We start from the raw sequence: 20,686 nt of genomic DNA, 5'->3' as shown, positions 1-20,686 counted from the left end.
ACCCGCTGCCAGGTGTCGGCTTTGTGAACCCGGGCCGACGACACGGCGTCGACGATCTGCCGATACACGAAGAGCGGCACCGTAAGCGGCACCGCTCTTCGTCTGGGAGGTACGGGTCAACCGATCCGCACCGTGACCGGTGTCATCGGGGAGTCGACAACCAGAGGCCGCCGGCTCCGATGCAGCCCTGGCCGGTGTTGGTGTCGACCGCGGCGGCAAAGCTGCCGGTGCACTGTGCCCCATAGGGTCCGGAGTACGCGGTGCCGCCCCACCCGGCGATCGCGATCGAGGTGCCGCCATCACGCGCCTGAGTGACCGACATGCCCCCGGGGCCGGTCGTCACCGCGTAACCGGTGCCACCGGATATCGCCCCGGACAGGGCCGCGGCCCCGGCTTGCAGGTTCAACGCATTGGCGTTGCCACCGGTGTCCGCCGACGCAACCGCGGTACCCGCACCGCTTTGATCTGTCGCCCGAGCCGTGCTGCCGGGACCCGCCTTGGCGCCACACCCACCGTTGCCCTCGACCCGAATGACGTTGTGCCCGTTGGACACCTCGCATATCAACGGGTCCGCCGATGCGGTACCCACCCCGGCAAACCCGGCCAGCGCCAGCGCTCCGGCACCGACCAACCCGGCTGCGGCAACCCTGGATCGAGAAGGCGAGCAGACACCAAAAATACTTGCACTGAACAAGTTTCGTCCTATCAAGACTGTCAACGGAATCATCAGACCCGCCGATTCGAGGCCCACGAAAAGCCGGCTGCAACATTGCGCGCCGGCCACTAGGGACAGACCATACTCCCCCGCCCGCCATTCGCACCCGGATTTGATGGCAACACTTCGGTCACAACATCGGACACCGACACCGGGGGCCAACCCGGCCGATTCCGTGGCGCATCAGTGTAATTTTCTCCCCATGGCCGTGAACGCAAAGACCGAATTCGACATCGACGCACCACCCGCGGTGATCATGGAGATCCTGCTCGACGTGGAGTCCCTACCCGACTGGTCGGGTCCGCACAAGAAAGCCGAGGTCCTCGAAGAGTACGACGACGGCTCCCCCAAGAAGGTGCAGCTCGAACTCCAGGCCCTCGGCATGACCGATCACCAGTTGCTCACCTACTCGTGGACCGAGAACACCTGCACCTGGGATCTCATCGAGGCCGACCAACTGTCCCACCAGCACGGTCGGTACACGGTGACCCCCAAGGGAGACGGGTCACACGTCGTGTTCGAACTCGAGGTCGACCTGAAGATCAAGCTCCCCGGACTGCTCGTCAAGCAGGCCCAGAAAACCGCATTGAACACCGCCCAGAAAGGCCTCAAGGACGAAGCCAAGCGCCGACTCGCGTGAATCGGCGACCTGGTTACTTGGCCATCCAGAGACGGCGGCGCACGACTCCGCGCATCGCCTCGACCGCATTCGGCGAGAGCTGCTCCGGTGGGCTCTGCTGCAAGATGTCGTTCACGGACGCAAAGTAGTCGCGGTCCGACATCCCGAAGCGCTCATGAATTTGGTCGGATGGCCCGCCGCCGAGGGCGTACCACTGGACTTCGAAGTCCAACATCTCCTGCGAATCCGGTGCCAAAACCCGCTCCTATCGATCCTGTGACACGTGTCACTGATCAGTGACTGTAGTCACAGGGTAGCGCGTGGCGCCAGGGGTGAACCTGTAGAAATCACAAGAATCGAAAAGGACCGTGCCGACCGGCCACAACGCCGAATCACGCGTGCCTCTGGGCCAATTGGGCGATCCGGTTGTCGCGGTCGGCGGCGTGGTGGGCCAGCATCGCCAGGCGTGCCCCGTCCCGGTCGCGGTCACGTACGGCCGCGAGGATCTCGTGGTGTTCGGCGATCGGGCGCTCGAACGCGCCGTCGGAATGCGAGGGCTGCCACGGTGCGCCGAGTTTGATCTGGGCGTCCAGCCGATCGAGCAGATCGGTCATCGTCCGGTTGTGCGCCGCCTCGCGCAGGGCCGTGTGCCACTGCCGCAACGCGAGGCGGACATCAACCGGATCGGCCGGCGCCGCCGACCGATCCTGCGCGTCCTGGAGCCGAAGCAGATCGACGTCGGTACGACGCTCGGCCGCCGCCGACGCAACCGCCGCGTCGAGCACGGCCTGCGCTTCGAAGAGCTCCAGCAATTCGTCGTCGCCACGCTGGGTGATCATGAATCCGCGGCGGACCGGTTCGATCAGACCGTCCTGCGCCAGCAGGGCCAGCGCTTCCCGGACCGGGGTGCGGGAGACCTCGAACTCCTCGCTGAGCGCACCCGGGATCAACGGACCGTCGACGGAGTAGACGCCGGCCAGCAAGTTCTCCCGAAGCCGGCGGTAGATCCCGTTTGCGTGGCTGTCCATCAGAGCTCGTCGAACCGGGGCAGCAGGTGCTCTGCGACCTGACGTGCCTCGGAGGCCAGCGGCCAACCGGCCAGGATCAGCGACGTGATGCCGACGGCATCCTTGAGTCGACGCACGGTGCCGGTGATGGAGTCGGGGTCGCCGACGAAATAGAGTGCCGACGAGCGGGATCCGAAGATGTCCAGGGGTGACCACGCGGTGATGCCCGCGTACAGACCCTCGTCGACCTGCAGTTCGGACGGCTCCGGAAAACGGTTGGCCCGCAGGGCCTCGACCCAGCCCTGTCGCTGCGCGTCGGGGGCGGTGTAGGTGAGCAGGCTGTGCTCACCGCCGGTGCGCTTCTTCACCGCGACATCGAGGGTGTCGCGCACCGCGTCGATACCGGCGCCGGTGAACACTGTGTAGAACTTCTCGAGTGCCTCGGCCGCATCCGGGCGCACGATCACACCGCCGAGTGCACCGATGGAGTCGAACTGTCGACCGGCAGCCGAGACCGCAGTCCGTGCGGCCTCGATCCTGGGTGCCAGCTCACGCGCCGGACGCAGCATCGTGAGGTAGTTGTGGATGGTCGCCCCGGCGTGCTCGAGGCCGGCCGGCGAATCTCCGGTGCCCCACAGGTCGATGACGTCCTGGGTCGGCTCGATGCGGACCGGCGAGTTGTGGAAGTTCGAGTCGGTTCCCGCGCGGTAGTGCTCGAGCACCTCGGCCCAGTACTTGGTGCTGCGCGCATACCGGTCGTCGTGGTCGGCTTTGACACCGTACGGGCCGACCCGGTCATCGGTGCCGTTGATCACGTTGATGTCGAGACGACCGCCGCTGAAGCGGTCGAAGGTGAGCGCCTTCTCGGCGAAGGCCTTCGGTGGGACAACACCTGAATAGGTGGCGACCAGAAAACGCATCCGGCGGGTCACGGCTGCGGCGAACGACGCCGAGGTGAAGGGGTCATTGGGCCAGGTGGCCACCAGCGCGCCGTAGAAACCACCGTCGTCGATGGCCTGGGCGAGTTCTCGGTAGTGCTCGAAGTCCGGCGGGTAGAGCCGACCCGGCGTCCACGGGTAGTCGCCATTCGCCGTGGTCAGGTACCAGAGTGTCCGGAAGCCGGCGTTTCCGCCGGAATCGATCGAGGCCATTACTGCACAGATCCCTTCATTGCTTACAACGCTCCCGATTCTCTCGTCGAGGGCACCGATCGTCACCCATTCAAATCATCTGGATTTTAATGCGTGCACAATCATCCCCATGAATGTAGCTGTATACAGATGGCGCAACCAGGACCGGGAACCGTGAACAGAGACCAGGGCACCCCTGGCCTGTTCGCCTCCGCGCAGTGGCTGCAGATACACCGGGCCGATCCGAAGCTCGTGATCCTCGATGCCTGCGTCACCCGCGAGGTGCATCCCGACGACACCAGCACCTATTCGACCGGGCTGCCCACGTATCGCCAGGGCCACCTGCCCGGCGCGATCCACGCCGACCTCGTCGACGACTTCTCCGACCCCACCGCCGCGACGCCGTTCGGTCGGCCCACCTCCGAGCAACTCGCAACGGCGCTCGGACGCCACGGCATCGGCCCGGATTCGACCGTGATCATCTACGACCACCTCAACGGGATCTGGGCGGCGCGTCTGGTGTGGGTCCTGCACAGCTACGGGTTCACCGCCGCCGCTGTCCTCAACGGCGGGTTCGACGCCTGGCGCGAGAACGGCGGTGACGTCGAGACCGGCGAGCGCCTCCCGACACCGACCGCTCCCCCGGAACTCTGCCGTGCGCCCGGCCATTTCGCCGATGCCGACGACGTCCGAGCACTGGGTCCGGATGCGGCGTTGGTCAATGTGCTTCGGCCAGAGGTCTTTTCCGGCGAGGAAGTACCCTACGGCCGGGCCGGGCACATCCCGGGAAGCGTGAACCTGCCCTACGCCGAGCTGGTGGGCCCCGGCGGCACCGAAGTGGACCTCGATCAGGCTCGCCGCGCAGCCCACACGTTGCCCCCGGGCCCGGTGGTGACCTACTGCGGCAGCGGCATCACCGCCTCGGGATACGCACTGGCGCTGCGCGCCTCCGGCCGTGATGACGTCCGGGTCTACGACGGTTCGATGTCCGAATGGGCGGCAGATCCCGCCAATCCCCTCACCACATCGCTGTGACAACCACTCCCCGACACGAAGGACAGACCATGACCACCCTCGACCCGACCCGCGTACCCGACGTCGATGCGGTCATCGATGCGCTGCTCGAATTGCGTTCGCGGACACCGCTGGTGCACGCATTGACCAATTACGTGGCGGCCGGTTTCACCGCGAATGTCCTACTCGCCGCCGGCGCCAGCCCGGCGATGGTCGACAATGTGGAAGAAGTCGGCCTCTTCGCCGATGTCGCCGACGCGGTGATAATCAATCTCGGAACACCACAGTCCGCGCTGCACGACTCGTACATCACGGCGGCGACGGCGGCCCGCGAATCGGGCACTCCGTGGGTCCTCGATCCGATCGGCGCCGGCGGACTGCCCTGGCGCGGCGAACTCGCCCGGGAACTGCTCGCGCTGCATCCGACCGTGATCCGCGGCAACGCCTCTGAGGTCATCGGTCTGCACGGACTCGACGGTGGCGGCCGCGGTGTCGACAGCTCGGCCGATCCGGCCGCGGCAGTCGAAGCTGCCCGGGCATTGCTCGCGTCGGCGGATGCCGTCTCGGCCTCCGGCCAGGTCGATCACGTCGTCGGCACCACCGGCCGAGGCCACAATCTCATCAAGGTCGCCGGTGGACATTCGTTGCTGACCAAGGTCACCGGCACCGGATGCTCGCTTGGTGCACTGGTCGCTGCGTACACGGCAGTCGCACCCAACGGACTGACCGCCGCGGTGTCGGCGCACACCCATGTTGCGGTCGCAGCGGAGATCGCCGCCGAGAAGACCTCGGCTCCGGGTTCGTTCGCGGTTGCCTACCTCGACGCACTGCACGATCTCGGCCCCGACGACATTCGGTCGCGGGCTCAGATCAGCGGAGATCAGTTCAGCTGACCTGACCGTAGAAACGTTCGGCATACAGACGGATCACCAGACGGCGCTGCTCCACCATCGCCTGAGCGAACTCTTCCCAATCGGGGTGTTCGCCGGAGATGTCTCGGTAGAGGTCGATCAGTTCTGAAACCGTGTCGTCGTCGGTTGTCTGCACGGCGACCGGACTCAGCTCCACCCGGCCCTCCGCGACCGCATACGACCAGCCGTCCTCACTGGTGACCTGAAAACTCGCGCGCGGGTCACGACGCAGGTTGGCGACTTTGGCCCGCCCACCGGTGGAGGAGATCCGGAAGACGCGCTCCCGCGGATCGAATGAGTAGGCCACCACGGACAATTGCGGCACCCCGCTGCCCCGGATCGTGGCGAGCGTGCCGCGACTGTGTTCGGCGATGAACTCGATGAACGCCGCGTTGTCGGTCATGCGTCGAAATACTCCTCGTCGGTGACGTGGTCGAGCCAGGTCGTCGTCTCGGCCGGATCGTCGCCGTTGTCCAGCATCGCGAGGTGTTCCATGAACGAATCCGGCGCAGCACCATGCCAATGTTCCTCGCCGGGAGGACAATACAATGTCTGTCCGGCCCGGGCCTCGATCTTCGGTTCACCCCGCGCCTGTACCCAGGCGATGCCCTCGGTGACATGCAAGGTCTGGCCCAGGGCGTGGGAGTGCCACGCGGTGCGCGCTCCGGGAGCGAATCGCACTTTCGCCACGACCATCCTCTGACCTTGCTCGCGCGGATACGCGATCATGTCCAGCCAGACGTCGCCGGTGAATTGCTCGGGCGGGTTCTTGGTCGTCGGCAGACGTGGGTCGATGTTCACGAAACTCACGCTTCGGGGATGTTCATGCCGAACGATTCACGGGTGATGACCTCCGGTTCAGGGCCACCCCGGATACCGGTGTCCAGGGCATCGATCGCGGCGAGATCCGCATCGGATAGCTCGAAATCGAAGATGTCGAAGTTCTCCGCGATCCGCGCCGGTGTCACCGACTTCGGGATGACCTGCCGGCCTTTCTGCACATGCCACCGCAGCATCACCTGGGCTGCGGACTTGCCGTACGAACTGGCGATCGCGCCGATGGTCGGGTCCTCGAGTGTCGAACCTTTCGATCCGTCCCGGTAGAACGTGATGCCACCGATCGGCGACCACGCCTGGGTGAGGATCCCGTGCTCGGCGTCGGCGGCCAGCACGTCCGGTTGCTGGAAGTAAGGATGAACCTCGATCTGGTTGATCGCCGGCACAATTGATGTCGCATCGAGCAGTCGGTCGAGGTGATCGCGCATGAAATTGCTGACACCGATGGCGCGAACCCTGCCGTCGGACAACAACTTCTCGAGCGCCTTGTAGGCGTCGACGGTGAGCTCGAACTCGGTGGGTAATGCCTGATGCAGGATCAGCAGGTCGATCTGATCGACGCCGAGTTTGCCTGCGGCCTTGTCGAAGGCGTGCAGTGTCTGGTCATATCCGAAATCGCTGATCCAGACCTTGGTCTCGATGAAGATGTCCGATCGGTCGAGGCCCGATTCGGCGATCGCCTTGCCGACCCCTTGCTCGTTGAGATACGCCGCCGCCGTGTCGATGTGCCGATAGCCCGTTTTCAACGCGACGGCCACCGCGTCGGCCGTCTCGTCGGGCGGGGTCTGGAAGACGCCGTAACCGATCGCCGGGATGGTGATGCCATTGTTCAGAACAAAGTTCGGGGGTACCACGGTTTTCACTCTAAACCTCCTCAGGTTGTGTCCGCCTGTGTTCCAGTCGACCGCAGTTCGGCCGCTCCGGGGAGTCACGGTTGTTCCGGGTAACGCCAGTACCTCCCTTGGATCCGCGGCGCTGCCTACGGTGGAGACATGAGTTCTGCCGAGCTTCGCACGGAGATCCGAGACTTCCTCAGCTCGCGGCGGGCGCGCATCACCCCCGAACAGACGGGCCTTCCTGCGTACGGCGGCAACCGCCGGGTCAAGGGGTTGCGCCGGGAAGAGGTGTCACTGCTGGCGGGTGTGTCGGTCGACTACTACGTGCGGATGGAACGAGGCAACCTCGCCGGTGCCTCCGACAGTGTTCTGGGCGCACTGGCCGGTGCGTTGCAACTGGACGAGGCCGAACGCGATCACCTGTTCGCTCTCGCCCGCCAGTGCCAGGACAATTCGGCCACCCGCCGCCAACGGACCTCACCGACCACGGTCCGCCCGGCGATTCAGCAGGTTCTAGACGCCATCACCGATGCCCCGGCCTGGGTTCGCAACGGCCGACACGACATCATTGCGATGAACCAGCTGGCGCGCGCGCTCTACTCGCCGGTCCTGGCCGACCCGCGCCGCCCGGCGAACACCACACGATTCGTCTACCTGCAGCCCAGCGCCGCCGAGGAGTTCTTCGTCGACTACGACCAGATCGCGAGGGACGCCGCCGCCATGCTCCGGCTCGAGGCCGGCCGCAACCCCCACGACAAGGGCCTCATCGCACTCGTCGGAGAACTGTCCACTCAGAGCGAGTTGTTCCGTATCCGGTGGGCATCACAGGACGTCCGTTTCCATCGGAGCGGCCGTAAACGCTTGCGCCATCCCATTGTCGGCCGGCTCGACATGGACTTCGAAAGCATGGAGTTCCCTTCCGAACCGGGCCTGCATCTCAACATCTACACCGCGGCCGCGGGTACACCGACTGCCGACGCGCTCACGTTGCTGGCTTCCTGGGCGGCCGGACATGATCGGCTCGAAACCGAACGCCGATCGATGCGCGGATCCTCCTGAGTCCCTCTCCTGTTCAGGGGATTCCGCGAGCACCCATGGCTGCCCGGCCCTGTTTCACCTCGCGATCGATCCGTCGACCGACGCCGCGAGGGTTTCGAATACCGAGAACGCCTCCGTCGCCGACACCCCCTCCTCGGCGACAGAGCCGAGGAGACCGGCCAAACCCCAGGACAAGAATGTCAGTATCGGCTCGAACTCTTTGACATCCATGGTGGTTCGGCCGAGGAGATGGTCCGCAAGGATTTCGTGGACCATCTGAACGGTGGCGCGGATCAGCACTGCACCGCTGCGTTTGCCGACCAGGGCTCGGTACACCTCCCGGTTCTGATCCGCCATTCGCAGCAGCGTGCGCACCGGGTCCCACAGCCGGGTGCCGGGTGGACCGGAATCGTCCACCGCAGCCCGTAGGTATTCGGTGCAACTCACCACGAGCAGGTCGTCCTTGTCGCGGTAGTGACTGTAGAAGGTGGACCGACCGACGTCGGCGCGATCGAGGATGTCCTGCACGGTGGTTCGGGAGTAACCCTTTTCGAGGAGCAGTTCGATGAGTGCTCGGTGCAGGAGTCCCCTGGTGCGTCGTACCCGTCGATCGGATGCCTGGGTCATGGTCGCTCCCGCCGTTACCGAACACTTCGTGTTGATCAGTGCCGAAACGAACGGATCCCGGCAGTTTGGTTCTGGCCCTGCCAGGCTATCGCGCAAATCATGAACTCATGTCCCACGACGAACAACAAAACCTCCGCGCCCATACGAACGAACATGACAACGAGCCGGCACCCGGCATCCTCATCACCGGTGTCCGTGCATACAACCTGTTCAACACGATCTTCTTCGGCGGCCGCCGCCGTCGCCTCGATACCGCGCTCGCGACGGTGAGCAGGACGGCTCCCGGGGACCATGTCCTCGATATCGGTTGCGGACCAGGAAGATTCGCCGGCGTGCTGGCCGACCGAGTCGGTTCTTCCGGACAGGTGATGGGCATTGACCCGTCCGGCCCCATGATCGACCACGCGTCCGCGCACGCAGGCCGCCGACGCAATTGCGACTTCCGTCAGGGGGCAGCGCAATCGCTGGACCTTCCCGATTCGTCGGTCGACCTGGTGACGTCGACGTTCGTCATGCACCACATCCCGCAGGATCAGCGGAAGACGGCCCTGGCAGAAATGTTCCGGGTCCTGCAGCCGGGAGGAAGGCTACTGCTCGCCGACGTGTACCCGCTCGATCGTGTCCACACCGGAGCCGTGCGACTACTCGCGAAGGTCACCGCCCGCCGGCACGGGCATGCCGGCAGTCGCGGCGTCGCCACCGATCCGTTCGCCGCAACCGATGTCCGGAACTACATCGATTCGCTGCGCGGAATCGGTTTCGACCCGATCGAGTTCCGGGCGGTCAAACCGTCGACCGGCGCTCTTCTCGCCGTCAAGCCCTAGGGAACCGTTGGGACTGAGGACGGGGGATCACTCCGGTGCGCCGATGTTGAGCTCGTCGGGATGTGCCCCCACTCGCACACCGTCGTCGAGGGTGGCGATGTCGGCGAGGTCGGACTCGCTCAGCTCGAAGTCGAAGACGTTGATGTTCTGGGCAATTCGGTCCGGATTGACCGATTTTGGGATCACGATGAGCCCGTTCTGCAGGTGCCAGCGGATGAGGACCTGTGCGGGCGATTTGCCGTACTGCTCCCCCACCCGCGTGATGATCGGGTCGGTGAGCAGGGTGTTCGGCTTGGAGTTCGGACCCCAACCCGAGTTGCTGGTCCCGCCGAGTGGACTCCACGATTCGACGGCGATCCCATGTTTCGCCGCTGCCGCCCGAACCGCCTGCTGCGGTAGGTGCGGGTGCAGTTCGACCTGATCGACTGCGGGCAGGCCGCCACGGTCGACCAGCAATTCGAGGTGCCGCGGCTCGAAGTTGCAGACCCCGATCGCCTTGGCACGGCCCGATTCGGCGATGGTTTCCATCGCATCCCAGGTCCGCAGCAGACGTGCATCGTCCTGCAGCGGCCAGTGGATGAGGTACAGGTCGACATAGTCCAAACCCAAGCGTGACAAGCTCTTGTCGAACGCGCTCAAGGCCGGCTCATACCCCTGGTCGGCGTTCCACAGCTTTGTCGTGACGAACAGTTCTTCACGTGGGACAGCAACATTCGCAATGGCCCGGCCGACGCCCTCTTCGTTGCCGTAGACCGCCGCGGTATCGATGTGCCGATACCCGGCATCATCGATCGCCGACCGCACAGCGCGCTCGGTCTCCTCGTTGGTTGCCTGCCAAACACCCAGTCCCAGTTGCGGAATCGTGGTGCCCGAGTTCAATACGATGGTGGGTACTTGTTCGGTCATGACTCCACCCTAGCGATCGGCGCGGATCAGCCGGCCAGTTCACCGACCGTCATGCCACCCCAGATCCCGTACTTCTCGCCATATCGCTCGGCATGCCTGCGGCATTCCCGCGCGACCGGGCAACTACCGCAGATTCTTTTGGCGGCGGCTTCACGGCGGCGACGATCCTTGGCATACTCGCGCCCGGCCGGCGGAAAGAAGATGTTCGAGTCGACGTCCCCGGTTCGGCAGCTGCCCTGTACCCGCCAATCCCAGCCGGTTTCTCCCCCCACGTAGACGCCTCCCGATCCGGTCATGCCGAAACGGCAAGCGATGCGCGCACCGCCGCCGGTTCTTTGGTCCACATGCCACGTCCGGCCTGCGCGCCGGAGGCCTTCGTGGCCGGCCTCAACCGGTATCCGGCCGAGCGAAGGAGCGCCTGCAGGTCGGACTGCTCCGAACCGGTCTGCACCAGCACGCTGCGATGACCGTGATCGGCGGCCTCGGCCTCGAGCCGGGCAAGTACTCGCCGTGCGAGACCGCGGCGACGATGGGAGGTGGCGGTCCAGATCCGGGTGATCTCGGCGCTGCCGTCGGCGGTAGATCGGTACTCCCCACCGGCAACCGGGACGCCGTCGGCCACCGCGACCAGAAAGGCATCGCCCGGCCGGACCCGCAACTTCGCAAACCACCCACACGACGTGCCGCCATACCGGCGGCTGTTCTCGATCGCGACCTGCGACAACACGGTGCGGGCCAGCCGGTCATCGCCGGTGACGCGCACTATCTCGACCTTCGGCCGACATGCCTCGATCATCGGCAGTGCCTGCGGCGCCTCCGGATGGACGGCCGCCGCAGCCATCAGCATCTGGTCGACCGACAACAACTTTCCGACAAACGACATGGCCCTGCTCCTTCGACGGTGGTGAAACCATTCAGCCGCGAAATCACCCGTCGGGCGATGGTTAGAACCAGGCTGATCCGATGAGAACGGATCCGGTATCACCTTCGGCACCCTTGTCGTTGGCGCAGATGTACACGAATCCGGCGGCCCACTGATCACCGATGAAGGAGACTTCGATGTCGACAACTGCGAGCCTGCATCTTGCGGTCGCGCTGGAAGGGGCCGGCTGGCACCCGGCCGCCTGGCGCGAACCCGATGCCAGACCGGCCGAACTCCTGTCGGCCAAGTACTGGGCCGACCTGATCGCCTACGCCGAACGCGGCCTGATCGACTTCGTCACCATCGAGGATTCCTTCGGACTGCGGCCCGCCACACTCGGCGGGCTCGACGCCCGGACCGACCAGGTCAGTGGCCGCCTGGACTCGGTGTTGATCGCCGCGCGGACCGCGCCGTTGACGTCGAATATCGGCATCATCCCGACCGCCGTCGTGACGCACACCGAGCCCTTTCACCTCGCCAAGGCGATCGCGACCCTCGACTACGTGAGCACCGGACGGGCCGGGGTCCGGTTACAGGTCTCCGCCCACCCACACGAGGCAAGGCTGTTCGGTCGGCGCACCTTTCCGGAGATCTCGTTTGCGGACCTGTCCGGTCCGTCGGCGCAGGCCCTGATCGCGGATCTCTTCGAGGAGGCCGGTGACTACGCCGAAGTCCTACGGCGACTGTGGGATTCGTGGGAGGACGATGCCGAGATCCGGGATGCCGCGACGGGCCGTTTCGTCGACCGCGACAAGCTCCACTACATCGACTTCGAGGGCCGTTTCTTCAGTGTCCGCGGACCGTCGATCACCCCACGACCTCCGCAGGGCCAACCGGTGATCGCGGCCCTGGGGCATCAGCAGATCCCGTACGAGCTGATCGGCCGGTCGGCCGACGTCGGCTTCGTGACCCCGCACACCGGGGCACAGGCCACCGAGACGATTGCTGCGATCAGATCGGCCCAGAAAGCCACCGGACGCGCGGCGGATACCGTTCATGTCTTCGCCGATCTGGTTGTCTTCCTTGATGATTCCGCACAGGCGGCGGCCGACCGCCGGTCCCGTCTCGATGAGCTCGCCGGTGCGGAGTATGCGAGCGATGCACTGATCTTCGCCGGTAGCGCGTCCGATTTGGCAGACCTGATCGAGGACTTGGCTGCGGCCGGGATCACCGGATTCCGGCTGCGTCCCGGCGCGATTCCCCACGATCTGCGAGCGATCACCGACGCCGTCGTTCCGGAACTACAACGCCGCGGCCGGTTTCGTGAAAATTACACGTCGTCCACGCTGCGCGGGAATCTGGGCCTGGCTCTGCCGGCAAACCGTTACGCAACAGCCGACCAACACTTCTCAGGGGATCTGATCAACCGATGACAAAGCAGGTACACCTCGCGGCGCATTTCCCCGGGGTCAACAACACCACCGTATGGAGCGATCCGGCTGCCGGTAGCCACATCGAGTTCAGCTCGTTCACCCACTTCGCGCAGACCGCCGAGCGCGCCAGGTTCGACTTCCTGTTCCTGGCCGAGGGCCTGCGGTTGCGTGAGCAGAACGGACTCATCTACGACCTCGACGTCGTCGGACGTCCGGACACGTTCACGGTGCTGGCCGCATTGGCCGCGGTGACGGACAAACTCGGGCTCACCGGGACCATCAATTCCACGTTCAACGAGCCCTACGAGGTCGCCCGGCAGTTCGCGAGCCTCGACCACCTCACCGCCGGCCGCGCGGCGTGGAACGTGGTGACCTCCTGGGACGAGTTCACCGGCCAGAACTTCCGCCGCGGCGGCTACCTGCCGCAGGAGCAGAGGTATCACCGCGCCCAACAGTTCCTCGAGGTTGCCACGCAGCTGTGGGACTCCTGGAACGACGACGACGTGGTCGCCGATCGCGAGTCGGGTACGTTCCTGCGGCGTCCCGATGTCGGCACCTTCGACCACACCGACGACCAGTTCGACATCGCCGGCCAGTTCAATGTTCCACGTGGACCACAGGGTCGGCCGGTGATCTTCCAGGCCGGCGACTCCGAGGACGGGCGGGAGTTCGCCGCCGCGAAGGCCGACGCGATCTTCTCCCGCCACTCGACGCTGGACGACGGGCAGCTGTTCTACAAGGACGTCAAGGCCCGGCTGGCCACGTACGGCCGTCGACCGGAGGATCTGCTCATCCTGCCCGCAGCGACCTTTGTGCTCGGTGACACCGACGCCGAGGCAGCCGAACGGGCCCACCAGATCCGCCTCCAGCAGGTCAGCGGTCAGACGGCGATCAAGTTCCTCGAACAGCTGTGGAACCGCGACCTGTCCGACCACGATCCCGATGGCCCGCTGCCAACGGTCGATCCGGTACCCGGGGAGAACACCGTCGCCAAGGGCCGCGCGAGTGTGCGCATGCATCGCGATCCGATCGAGGTGGCCGCCGAGTGGCGCGCCAGAGCCGAGGCCGAGAACCTGAGCACCCGCGAACTGATCATCGAGGTCACCGGACGCCAGGCCTTCATCGGTTCACCGGCCACCGTCGCCGCCGACATCAATGACTTCGTCCAGGCCGATGCCGGCGATGGATTCATCCTGGTCCCCCACATCACCCCGGGTGGGCTCGACGAGTTCGCCGACACCGTGGTGCCGCTGCTGCAGGAACGTGGGGTCTACCGAACCGAGTACGAAGGCGACACCCTGCGCGACCACCTCGGCCTGTCAACGCCTCCCCACCCCCGATAATGTGTCCTTTTGGCGGTGCCGACCTGGGCTTTTAGTCGCCAGAAGGGCACATCATCGGGTCAGCTTTCGCGCTCGATGAGGCGGAGCGGCCAGGCCTCGTCCGGGATGTCCCGCAACAGGCACGGGATATCCTGCGCGGTGAACCAGCCGCGATAGTGGATCAGCTCGCCGATCACCGGATTCTGCACGGTCGCGTCCACCCGGAAGCGGTTGTGCCGGTCGTCCCATCCCTCGGCGTACAGCATCCGGGCCGCGAGCAACCCCCGCATACCGACTTTGGGGCCCGCGGTGAGCAGGCGCATCGGCCCGCTCTCGAACACCAGCGAGCCCTCTTGGTCGACCCTGGCGGCCAGCGGCCAGAGCAGTTCGGGTCCATCGCCGAAGTAGTCGACCAGGCCCTCGCGACCGTCCACCAAAAGTGAGTTCAGGCCCTGGGCACCACTGGTGTAGTTCAGCGATCGCATCACCGCCAGCGACTCCCTGCCGAGTTCGTCTTCGTAACAATAATTTTGCATTGTGAACGGAACGAGGCGACTAGATTTTGTCGGCATCGCATTGCGTTTACCGAAGTGCCGCAGCGCGGTTGACACCAGAGGCGAACTGTAAATCGACTCCATTATTCCGGTGGCCGACTGCGCCAAACGCGATTTTGAGTCAATTCCATAGCGCCACTGTAAGTTTGGATGCAGCCTTTCGAACTCTTGACCCAAGATGTTCTGGATGACCGAGCTCACTGCAACCCCCCGTTCCGACAATGCGGCATGAGGACTGAATGTACTACGAACCGCCTGCCTAAAATGTTGGGTCGGAGCACGTACTACTGCAACAAACACAGAGGAGCATCACGTGAGCACTCAGGTCGAAGAGATGGAGTTCGCCGCCGAGACGCGACAGCTGCTGGATCTGATGATCCATTCGATCTACTCGAACAAGGATTCTTTCCTTCGCGAGTTGGTGTCCAACGCATCGGACGCCCTCGACAAATTGCGGATGGAGTCGTACCGGGACAAGGATCTCGACGCCGACACCTCTGATCTCCACATCCAGATCTCGCTCGATCCCGAGGCCCGCACCTTCACGATCGCCGACAACGGCATCGGCATGACCCGCGACGAGGTTGTCGACCTGATCGGCACCCTGGCGAAGTCGGGCACCGCCGAGGTCCGCAAGAAGCTGAAGGAGGCCAAGGACTCGGCTGCGTCGGAAGAGCTGATCGGTCAGTTCGGTATCGGCTTCTACTCGACCTTCATGGTTGCCGACAAGGTCACGCTGCTCACCCGCAAGGCCGGCCAGTCCCAGGCCACGCGCTGGGAGTCCGCCGGCGCGGGCAAGTACACGATCGAAGAGGTCGCCGATGCGCCGCAGGGCACCTCCGTGACGCTGCACCTCAAGCCCGTCGATGCCGAAGACGATCTCCACGACTACACATCGGTACCGAAGATCAAGGAGCTGGTGAAGAAGTACTCCGACTTCATCTCCTGGCCGATCCGGATGGACGTCACCACCCCGGCACCGCCGAAGGCTGCCGACGACGAGTCCGAGGAAGGCGACGACGCCCCCACCGAGACGACGGTGACCGAGACCCTGAACTCCCAGAAGGCGCTCTGGACGCGTCCGCGCTCGGAGGTCACCGACGAGGAGTACGCCGAGTTCTACCGGCACGTCAGCCACTCCTGGGACGATCCGCTCGAAACCATCCAGATGAAGGCCGAGGGCACCTTCGAGTATCAGGCCCTACTGTTCATCCCGTCGACGGCGCCGTTCGATCTGTTCATGCGCGAGCACAAGGCCGGGGTGCAGCTGTACGTCAAGCGGGTGTTCATCATGGACGACTGCGAAGAACTCATGCCCGAGTACCTGCGCTTCGTGAAAGGCCTGGTCGACGCGGCCGACCTCTCGCTCAACGTCTCGCGGGAGATCCTGCAGCAGGATCGTCAGATCAAGGCCATTCGTCGCCGGCTCACCAAGAAGGTCCTGAGCACCATCAAGGACATGCGGACCAATGACCGCGAGAAGTACGACACCCTGTGGTCGCAGTACGGCCGGGTCCTCAAGGAAGGCCTGCTCTCCGACATCGACAACCAGCCCGCCCTGCTGTCGATCATCTCCCTGAGCTCGACCCATTCCGCGGACACCGCAACAACATTGGCCGAGTACGTCGAGCGGATGAAAGACACCCAGAGCCAGATCTTCTACGCCACCGGCGAGTCGCGGGAACAGCTCGAACGCTCACCCCACCTCGAGGCGTTCAAGGCCAAGGGCATCGAGGTGCTGCTACTCACCGATCCGATCGACGAGATGTGGATCGGATCGATCCACGAGTTCGAAGGTAAGCCGCTGCAGTCGGTGGCCAAGGGCGAGGTCGATCTGAGCGGCGAAGCCGACAAAGAAGAGGACAGCAAGAAGGACGAGGAGTTCGGCGAACTCCTCACCTGGATGACCGGTGTGCTCGTCGACGACGTGAGCGCGGTGCGGTTGTCGAGCCGCCTGACCGATTCGGCGGCGTGCATTGTCGGTGAGGCACAGAGCCTTTCACCGGCACTGGAGCGGATGTACCGCGACTCGGGCATCCCGATGCCCGACAGCAAGCGGATCCTGGAGCTCAACCCGGACCATCCGCTGACCGTGGGGCTGCAGAAGGCATACGCCGAGCGTGGCGACGACGCCGAACTGCGCCAGTCGACCGAATTGCTCTATGGTGCAGCGCTGCTGGCCGAAGGTGGCTCCCCGAAGCAACCCGCCGCCTTCAGCAAGACCCTGGCCGATCTGCTGACCCGGACGGTCACCACCAGCTGACCTCCACACCCCGATGATGTGGCCTTATGGCGGTGCCCACCTGGGCTTTTGTTCGCCAAAAGGCCACATCATCGGGGGTTGGGAGCGGGCTAGTGGATGCCGAACTCCTTGATCTTCCGATAGATGGTGGCGCGGGAGAGCCCAAGTGCGGCTGCGGCTTCGGATTTGTTGCCGTTGTTGTCCAGCAGGCTCCGCACGATCGCGTCACGTTCGAGCGATTCGATCTGGGACAGTGTTCGCCGGATCGTGGTGCGACATTCCGGCGGGAGATGTTCGACGTCGATGACACCGCTACGTCGCACTGCCAACGTCTCGGTGAGGATGCGACGTAATTGGGCAACATTTCCGGGCCACGGATGCTTGCTCAGCGCGCGAACCGCTGCCGGTGCGAGGCGTGCGGTCGCCCCGGGATGGATCTGCTCGATCAGATAGGGCACCAGGGCATGGAGGTCTTCGCTGCGATGCCGCAGCGCCTGCAATGTCACCGTGTGCGAGAAGAACGGCAGCAGCGTTGCCTCGACTTCGCTGCGTTGGGTGTTTCCGCTGGTTGTCGCCGCCACCCACCCCGTCCCCTCCGCGGACTGCAGCAGAAGCGCCACCGGATCCACCAAAAGCGTTGGTAGCTGGTCGATGTCGGAGAGAAGAACGTTGAAGGCAGCACTCGATTCGAGCTCCGCGGACAGCAGGTCCAGGTACCTCTCATGGTCGGCGGCATCACGGATCCCGAGCGTGAGCAGATGGGTGGCCGGGGCCAGTTTGTGCGCGGCCGCGGTCACCAGGGTGGACCGCCCGGTACCGGGTTCACCCTCGACGAGCACCCAGTGGCGGTCGGCGTAGCAGCGCCGCACCTGGTTGTAGCTGCGGCGCAGCGAAGCGCTGTTTCCGACGAGTCCGGCGGGTAGCGGTTCCCCCTCGATCCAGGCCGGCGACGGGGACGGGGCAACCCAGGCGTCAGGGAAGTCGTCCACCGTCACGTGAAACACGATATTGACTGCGCCGGACCGTATTTCGTCACGATCGGCCACCGACACCCGCGCGTTCCGTCCGCTCGGCAGTTGCGCCACCAGGGTTCGCGTCGCGGCGACGGCCTGCACATCGAGTGCATGCTCGAGCAGGGCCGTCTGGTCGCGTGCGTCCAACGTCCGCCGCAGATAGGCGTTCATCAGGACCATCTCACCGGCGACCGCGAGCACACCGCGACTGTAGCGACGGGCGGTCGTGAGATAGGTGGTCAGCAGAGCGGTCTCGCGTTCGTTGGCCTGACTCAGCAACTGGTTCTCGATCTGCCTGCTTGCCGACTTCGCGAGCGACAACAGCAGCGGATTGGCGTGCTCGGCGCGACAGGTCATGTCGAGCACTCCGAGGAGCGCACCGGAGTTCGGATGCCGGATCGGCACCCCGGCACACGCCAGTGTCCCGAGCTCCCCGACGTAATGTTCGCTACCGAGGATGTACGTCGGCTGCCGGGTCTCGATGGTGGTTCCGATGCCATTGGTTCCGACAAACTGCTCGGCGTAGCTGTACCCGCGCGCCAGCTTCACTTCGTCGAGAGTCCGGTTGATGCCCGCATCCGACGAGAACCGATCCAGGATGAGCCCCTCCGCCGACGTCAGGATCACGCTGACGGGCTGACTCGCCATGTCGTCGGTGATCGACCTCAACACCGGCCCGGCGGCGTTCATCAGCGGCGTGTCGAGGTCGGGTTCCCGAACGAACGGCAACTCCACCCGGTCGACGTGGATGTGGAGCGCTTGCGATCGTCGCCACGAATCCAACACCGCCGGACGGACGGGATGAGCGGCCCGTCCATCTGTGGTCAGAAATTCCTCGCGCGCCAGCTGCCGTTCCCCTGCTGACCAGCCGCGATCGGCAAAACTCGACATCCTCGCAGGTCACCTCCATGACCGGCTGTCAAGTTCCGGTCTGCCGCAATCGTAAGAGCGTCTCGGAATGAGACGCGTCTCACATTGAGACGTACTTGTCATCGTAACGAGTGTGTCATCGGTCACAGGGAGCTTTGCGGCTCTCGCCATCGACCACCCGCGTGCTCGAACGAGGAGGACTGCGTTGAGCAGACAGAGTCTGAGCAAAGCACACAAGAAGATCACCGAACTGTCCTGGGAGCCGACCTTTGCCACGCCGGCCACCAGATTCGGCACCGACTACACCTTCGACAAGGCACCCAAGAAGGATCCGCTCAAGCAGATCCTCCGTTCGTACTTCCCGATGGAGGAGGAGAAAGACAATCGTGTCTTCGGCGCGATGGATGGCGCCATTCGCGGGAACATGTTCCGCCAGGTCGAGCAGCGGTGGATGGAGTGGCAGAAGCTGTTTCTCTCGATCATCCCGTTCCCGGAGATCTCCGCCGCCCGGGCCATGCCGATGGCGATCGACGCGGTCCCCAACCCGGAAATCCACAACGGGCTGGCGGTGCAGATGATCGATGAGGTCCGGCACTCGACGATCCAGATGAACCTCAAACGTCTGTACATGAACCACTACATCGATCCGGCCGGCTTCGACATGAGCGAGAAGGCGTTCGCCAACAACTACGCCGGCACCATCGGACGCCAGTTCGGCGAGGGATTCATCACCGGTGACGCCATCACCGCGGCCAACATCTATCTGACAGTGGTCGCCGAGACCGCGTTCACCAACACCCTGTTCGTCGCGATGCCGTCCGAGGCGGCGGCCAACGGTGACTATCTGCTGCCGACGGTGTTCCACTCGGTGCAATCCGACGAGTCACGGCACATCTCCAACGGCTACTCCATCCTGTTGATGGCGCTGGCCGACGAGGACAACCGGCAACTTCTCGAACGCGACCTCCGCTACGCCTGGTGGAACAACCACTGTGTGGTCGACGCCGCAATCGGCACGTTCATCGAGTACGGCACCAAGGACCGTCGCAAGGACCGTGATTCCTACGCCGAGATGTGGCGGCGATGGATCTATGACGATTACTACCGCTCCTACCTCATCCCGCTGGAGAAGTACGGGCTCAAGATCCCGCACGATCTGGTCGAGGAGTCCTGGAACCGCATCGTCAACAAGGGCTACGTCCACGAGGTCGCCCAGTTCTTCGCCACCGGCTGGCCGGTGAATTACTGGCGTATCGACGCGATGACCGACGACGACTTCGAGTGGTTCGAGTACAAGTACCCGGGTTGGTACGACAAGTACGGAAAGTGGTGGGAGGCCTACAACCGGATGGCGTACCCGGGCAAGAACAAGCCCATCGCCTTCGAGTCCGATGCCAACTACCAGTACCCGCATCGCTGCTGGACCTGCATGGTGCCCGCCCTCATCCGTGAGGACATGGTGACCGATAAGGTCGACGGTCAGTGGCGAACCTACTGCTCGGAAACGTGCGCCTGGACCGACATCAAGGCGTTCCGTCCCGAGTACGAGGGTCGGCCGACACCGAACATGGGCCGCCTCACCGGTGACCGTGAGTGGGAGACCCTGCATCACGGCCGCGATCTCGCCGACATCGTCAAGGACCTCGGATACGTTCGCGATGATGGCAAAACCCTTATCCCGCAGCCACATCTGCACCTGGATGATCCAAAGAAGCTGTGGACACTCGACGACATCCGCGGCATCGAATTCGGTAGCCCGAACGTCACGTTGAACGAGATGTCCGATGCGGAACGGGAGGCACACATCGCCGAGTACAAGGCCGGCGGTCCGGCCGGCCGGCCGGCCAAACAAGCTGCAGGCGTCTGAACCCCTCGCCGGGCCCCACCACCCGGCCAGGCGCCTGCTCAGAACTCGGGGGCAGTGTG

22 protein-coding genes are annotated in these 20,686 nt (G+C 64.5%); 9 read left to right on the top strand and 13 right to left on the bottom strand.

Translation table 11 applies throughout. The features are described from left to right. Positions 1–142 precede the first annotated feature (142 nt). Positions 143–694, bottom strand: coding sequence for a DUF6764 family protein (locus AC51GR_RS22845; protein WP_496326944.1), 552 nt, complete (start codon positions 692–694; stop codon positions 143–145). A 223-nt stretch (positions 695–917) separates the two neighbouring features. On the opposite strand from AC51GR_RS22845, the gene AC51GR_RS22840 reads away from it, so the two are divergent. Beyond that, positions 918–1,355: an SRPBCC family protein gene (locus AC51GR_RS22840; RefSeq protein WP_496326943.1), complete on the top strand. Its 438-nt coding sequence runs from the start codon at positions 918–920 to the stop codon at positions 1,353–1,355. A 13-nt stretch (positions 1,356–1,368) separates the two neighbouring features. On the opposite strand, the gene AC51GR_RS22835 is transcribed toward AC51GR_RS22840, so the two are convergent. The 3 genes from AC51GR_RS22835 to AC51GR_RS22825 form a co-directional block, all read right to left on the bottom strand. Next, a complete protein-coding gene (locus AC51GR_RS22835; protein WP_496326958.1) occupies positions 1,369–1,569 on the bottom strand; it encodes a DUF3263 domain-containing protein in 201 nt (66 codons plus the stop codon). A 157-nt stretch (positions 1,570–1,726) separates the two neighbouring features. After that, positions 1,727–2,362, bottom strand: coding sequence for a GntR family transcriptional regulator (locus AC51GR_RS22830; RefSeq protein WP_496326942.1), 636 nt, complete (start codon positions 2,360–2,362; stop codon positions 1,727–1,729). Next, the gene (locus AC51GR_RS22825; RefSeq protein WP_496326941.1) at positions 2,362–3,492 is read right to left on the bottom strand and encodes an LLM class flavin-dependent oxidoreductase; all 1,131 of its coding nucleotides are present in this window, start codon (positions 3,490–3,492) and stop codon (positions 2,362–2,364) included. Before AC51GR_RS22825 ends, AC51GR_RS22830 begins: the two co-directional genes overlap by 1 nt. 153 nt (positions 3,493–3,645) lie before the next feature. On the opposite strand from AC51GR_RS22825, the gene AC51GR_RS22820 reads away from it, so the two are divergent. Further along, positions 3,646–4,506: a sulfurtransferase gene (locus AC51GR_RS22820; protein ID WP_496326940.1), complete on the top strand. Its 861-nt coding sequence runs from the start codon at positions 3,646–3,648 to the stop codon at positions 4,504–4,506. Between the two features lie 29 nt (positions 4,507–4,535). Further along, the gene (thiM, locus tag AC51GR_RS22815) at positions 4,536–5,378 is read left to right on the top strand and encodes a hydroxyethylthiazole kinase (protein ID WP_496326939.1); all 843 of its coding nucleotides are present in this window, start codon (positions 4,536–4,538) and stop codon (positions 5,376–5,378) included. Here thiM and AC51GR_RS22810 read toward each other — a convergent pair. The 3 genes from AC51GR_RS22810 to AC51GR_RS22800 are packed head-to-tail and all read right to left on the bottom strand — an operon-like array spanning position 5,371 to position 7,087. Continuing rightward, entirely contained in the window at positions 5,371–5,799 is a 429-nt protein-coding gene (locus tag AC51GR_RS22810; protein ID WP_496326938.1) for a PPOX class F420-dependent oxidoreductase, read from the bottom strand. The genes thiM and AC51GR_RS22810 overlap by 8 nt on opposite strands. Continuing rightward, entirely contained in the window at positions 5,796–6,197 is a 402-nt protein-coding gene (locus AC51GR_RS22805; RefSeq protein WP_496326937.1) for a (R)-mandelonitrile lyase, read from the bottom strand. Before AC51GR_RS22805 ends, AC51GR_RS22810 begins: the two co-directional genes overlap by 4 nt. A 5-nt stretch (positions 6,198–6,202) precedes the next feature. Then, positions 6,203–7,087: an aldo/keto reductase gene (locus AC51GR_RS22800; protein ID WP_496326957.1), complete on the bottom strand. Its 885-nt coding sequence runs from the start codon at positions 7,085–7,087 to the stop codon at positions 6,203–6,205. A gap of 138 nt (positions 7,088–7,225) precedes the next feature. On the opposite strand from AC51GR_RS22800, the gene AC51GR_RS22795 reads away from it, so the two are divergent. Next, positions 7,226–8,128, top strand: coding sequence for a helix-turn-helix transcriptional regulator (locus AC51GR_RS22795; protein ID WP_496326936.1), 903 nt, complete (start codon positions 7,226–7,228; stop codon positions 8,126–8,128). A 54-nt stretch (positions 8,129–8,182) separates the two neighbouring features. On the opposite strand, the gene AC51GR_RS22790 is transcribed toward AC51GR_RS22795, so the two are convergent. After that, positions 8,183–8,734 (bottom strand): TetR/AcrR family transcriptional regulator, encoded by a 552-nt coding sequence (locus tag AC51GR_RS22790; protein WP_496326935.1) that lies wholly within the window; start codon positions 8,732–8,734, stop codon positions 8,183–8,185. A 107-nt stretch (positions 8,735–8,841) separates the two neighbouring features. Between AC51GR_RS22790 and AC51GR_RS22785 the strand changes: the two genes are divergently transcribed. Further along, positions 8,842–9,558 (top strand): class I SAM-dependent methyltransferase, encoded by a 717-nt coding sequence (locus AC51GR_RS22785; RefSeq protein ID WP_496326934.1) that lies wholly within the window; start codon positions 8,842–8,844, stop codon positions 9,556–9,558. Positions 9,559–9,585: 27 nt separating this feature from the next. Here the strand turns inward: AC51GR_RS22785 and AC51GR_RS22780 are convergent, their stop codons facing one another. Genes AC51GR_RS22780 through AC51GR_RS22770 form a run of 3 tightly spaced genes read right to left on the bottom strand, consistent with a single transcriptional unit; the run spans position 9,586 to position 11,347 of the window. Further along, positions 9,586–10,464, bottom strand: coding sequence for an aldo/keto reductase (locus AC51GR_RS22780; protein ID WP_496326933.1), 879 nt, complete (start codon positions 10,462–10,464; stop codon positions 9,586–9,588). A gap of 26 nt (positions 10,465–10,490) precedes the next feature. After that, positions 10,491–10,760 carry a WhiB family transcriptional regulator gene (locus tag AC51GR_RS22775; protein WP_496326932.1) on the bottom strand — a complete coding sequence of 90 codons (270 nt, stop codon included), beginning with the start codon at positions 10,758–10,760 and terminating at the stop codon, positions 10,491–10,493. Continuing rightward, complete coding sequence (locus tag AC51GR_RS22770; protein WP_496326931.1) at positions 10,757–11,347, bottom strand: GNAT family N-acetyltransferase; 591 nt, start codon at positions 11,345–11,347, stop codon at positions 10,757–10,759. The genes AC51GR_RS22775 and AC51GR_RS22770 overlap by 4 nt, the downstream gene beginning before the upstream one ends. Positions 11,348–11,523: 176 nt before the next feature. Between AC51GR_RS22770 and AC51GR_RS22765 the strand changes: the two genes are divergently transcribed. Both AC51GR_RS22765 and AC51GR_RS22760 read left to right on the top strand, forming a co-directional pair. Next, entirely contained in the window at positions 11,524–12,759 is a 1,236-nt protein-coding gene (locus tag AC51GR_RS22765; protein WP_496326930.1) for an LLM class flavin-dependent oxidoreductase, read from the top strand. Further along, on the top strand, positions 12,756–14,102 hold the full coding sequence (locus AC51GR_RS22760; RefSeq protein ID WP_496326929.1) for an NtaA/DmoA family FMN-dependent monooxygenase: 1,347 nt from the start codon (positions 12,756–12,758) through the stop codon (positions 14,100–14,102). Before AC51GR_RS22765 ends, AC51GR_RS22760 begins: the two co-directional genes overlap by 4 nt. 59 nt (positions 14,103–14,161) lie before the next feature. Here the strand turns inward: AC51GR_RS22760 and AC51GR_RS22755 are convergent, their stop codons facing one another. Next, the gene (locus AC51GR_RS22755; RefSeq protein ID WP_496326928.1) at positions 14,162–14,836 is read right to left on the bottom strand and encodes a DUF4166 domain-containing protein; all 675 of its coding nucleotides are present in this window, start codon (positions 14,834–14,836) and stop codon (positions 14,162–14,164) included. Positions 14,837–14,948: 112 nt separating this feature from the next. Between AC51GR_RS22755 and htpG the strand changes: the two genes are divergently transcribed. Beyond that, on the top strand, positions 14,949–16,898 hold the full coding sequence (htpG, locus tag AC51GR_RS22750; protein WP_496326927.1) for a molecular chaperone HtpG: 1,950 nt from the start codon (positions 14,949–14,951) through the stop codon (positions 16,896–16,898). 89 nt (positions 16,899–16,987) lie between these two features. Here the strand turns inward: htpG and AC51GR_RS22745 are convergent, their stop codons facing one another. After that, positions 16,988–18,781 carry a sigma-54-dependent Fis family transcriptional regulator gene (locus AC51GR_RS22745; protein ID WP_496326926.1) on the bottom strand — a complete coding sequence of 598 codons (1,794 nt, stop codon included), beginning with the start codon at positions 18,779–18,781 and terminating at the stop codon, positions 16,988–16,990. 184 nt (positions 18,782–18,965) lie between these two features. Here AC51GR_RS22745 and AC51GR_RS22740 point away from each other — a divergent pair, with 184 nt between their 5' ends. After that, a complete protein-coding gene (locus tag AC51GR_RS22740; protein ID WP_496326925.1) occupies positions 18,966–20,627 on the top strand; it encodes a ferritin family protein in 1,662 nt (553 codons plus the stop codon). The last annotated feature ends 59 nt before the right edge of the window (positions 20,628–20,686 follow it).

Source organism: Williamsia sp. z71 (assembly GCF_059553375.1).
The sequence above is the reverse complement of the archived record's forward strand: the minus strand, read 5'-3'. Positions and strand labels throughout refer to the sequence as shown.

Excerpts from the sequence above, each read along its gene's own strand:
- AC51GR_RS22765 (WP_496326930.1), top strand. The coding sequence starts at position 11,524 with ATGTCGACAACTGCGAGCCTGCATCTTGCGGTCGCGCTGGAAGGGGCC.
- AC51GR_RS22790 (WP_496326935.1), bottom strand. The coding sequence starts at position 8,734 with ATGACCCAGGCATCCGATCGACGGGTACGACGCACCAGGGGACTCCTG.
- AC51GR_RS22780 (WP_496326933.1), bottom strand. The coding sequence starts at position 10,464 with ATGACCGAACAAGTACCCACCATCGTATTGAACTCGGGCACCACGATT.
- AC51GR_RS22770 (WP_496326931.1), bottom strand. The coding sequence starts at position 11,347 with ATGTCGTTTGTCGGAAAGTTGTTGTCGGTCGACCAGATGCTGATGGCT.
- AC51GR_RS22775 (WP_496326932.1), bottom strand. The coding sequence starts at position 10,760 with ATGACCGGATCGGGAGGCGTCTACGTGGGGGGAGAAACCGGCTGGGAT.
- AC51GR_RS22760 (WP_496326929.1), top strand. The coding sequence starts at position 12,756 with ATGACAAAGCAGGTACACCTCGCGGCGCATTTCCCCGGGGTCAACAAC.
- AC51GR_RS22830 (WP_496326942.1), bottom strand. The coding sequence starts at position 2,362 with ATGGACAGCCACGCAAACGGGATCTACCGCCGGCTTCGGGAGAACTTG.
- AC51GR_RS22810 (WP_496326938.1), bottom strand. The coding sequence starts at position 5,799 with ATGACCGACAACGCGGCGTTCATCGAGTTCATCGCCGAACACAGTCGC.
- AC51GR_RS22825 (WP_496326941.1), bottom strand. The coding sequence starts at position 3,492 with ATGGCCTCGATCGATTCCGGCGGAAACGCCGGCTTCCGGACACTCTGG.
- AC51GR_RS22745 (WP_496326926.1), bottom strand. The coding sequence starts at position 18,781 with ATGTCGAGTTTTGCCGATCGCGGCTGGTCAGCAGGGGAACGGCAGCTG.
- AC51GR_RS22840 (WP_496326943.1), top strand. The coding sequence starts at position 918 with ATGGCCGTGAACGCAAAGACCGAATTCGACATCGACGCACCACCCGCG.
- AC51GR_RS22795 (WP_496326936.1), top strand. The coding sequence starts at position 7,226 with ATGAGTTCTGCCGAGCTTCGCACGGAGATCCGAGACTTCCTCAGCTCG.
- AC51GR_RS22835 (WP_496326958.1), bottom strand. The coding sequence starts at position 1,569 with ATGTTGGACTTCGAAGTCCAGTGGTACGCCCTCGGCGGCGGGCCATCC.
- thiM (WP_496326939.1), top strand. The coding sequence starts at position 4,536 with ATGACCACCCTCGACCCGACCCGCGTACCCGACGTCGATGCGGTCATC.
- AC51GR_RS22785 (WP_496326934.1), top strand. The coding sequence starts at position 8,842 with ATGTCCCACGACGAACAACAAAACCTCCGCGCCCATACGAACGAACAT.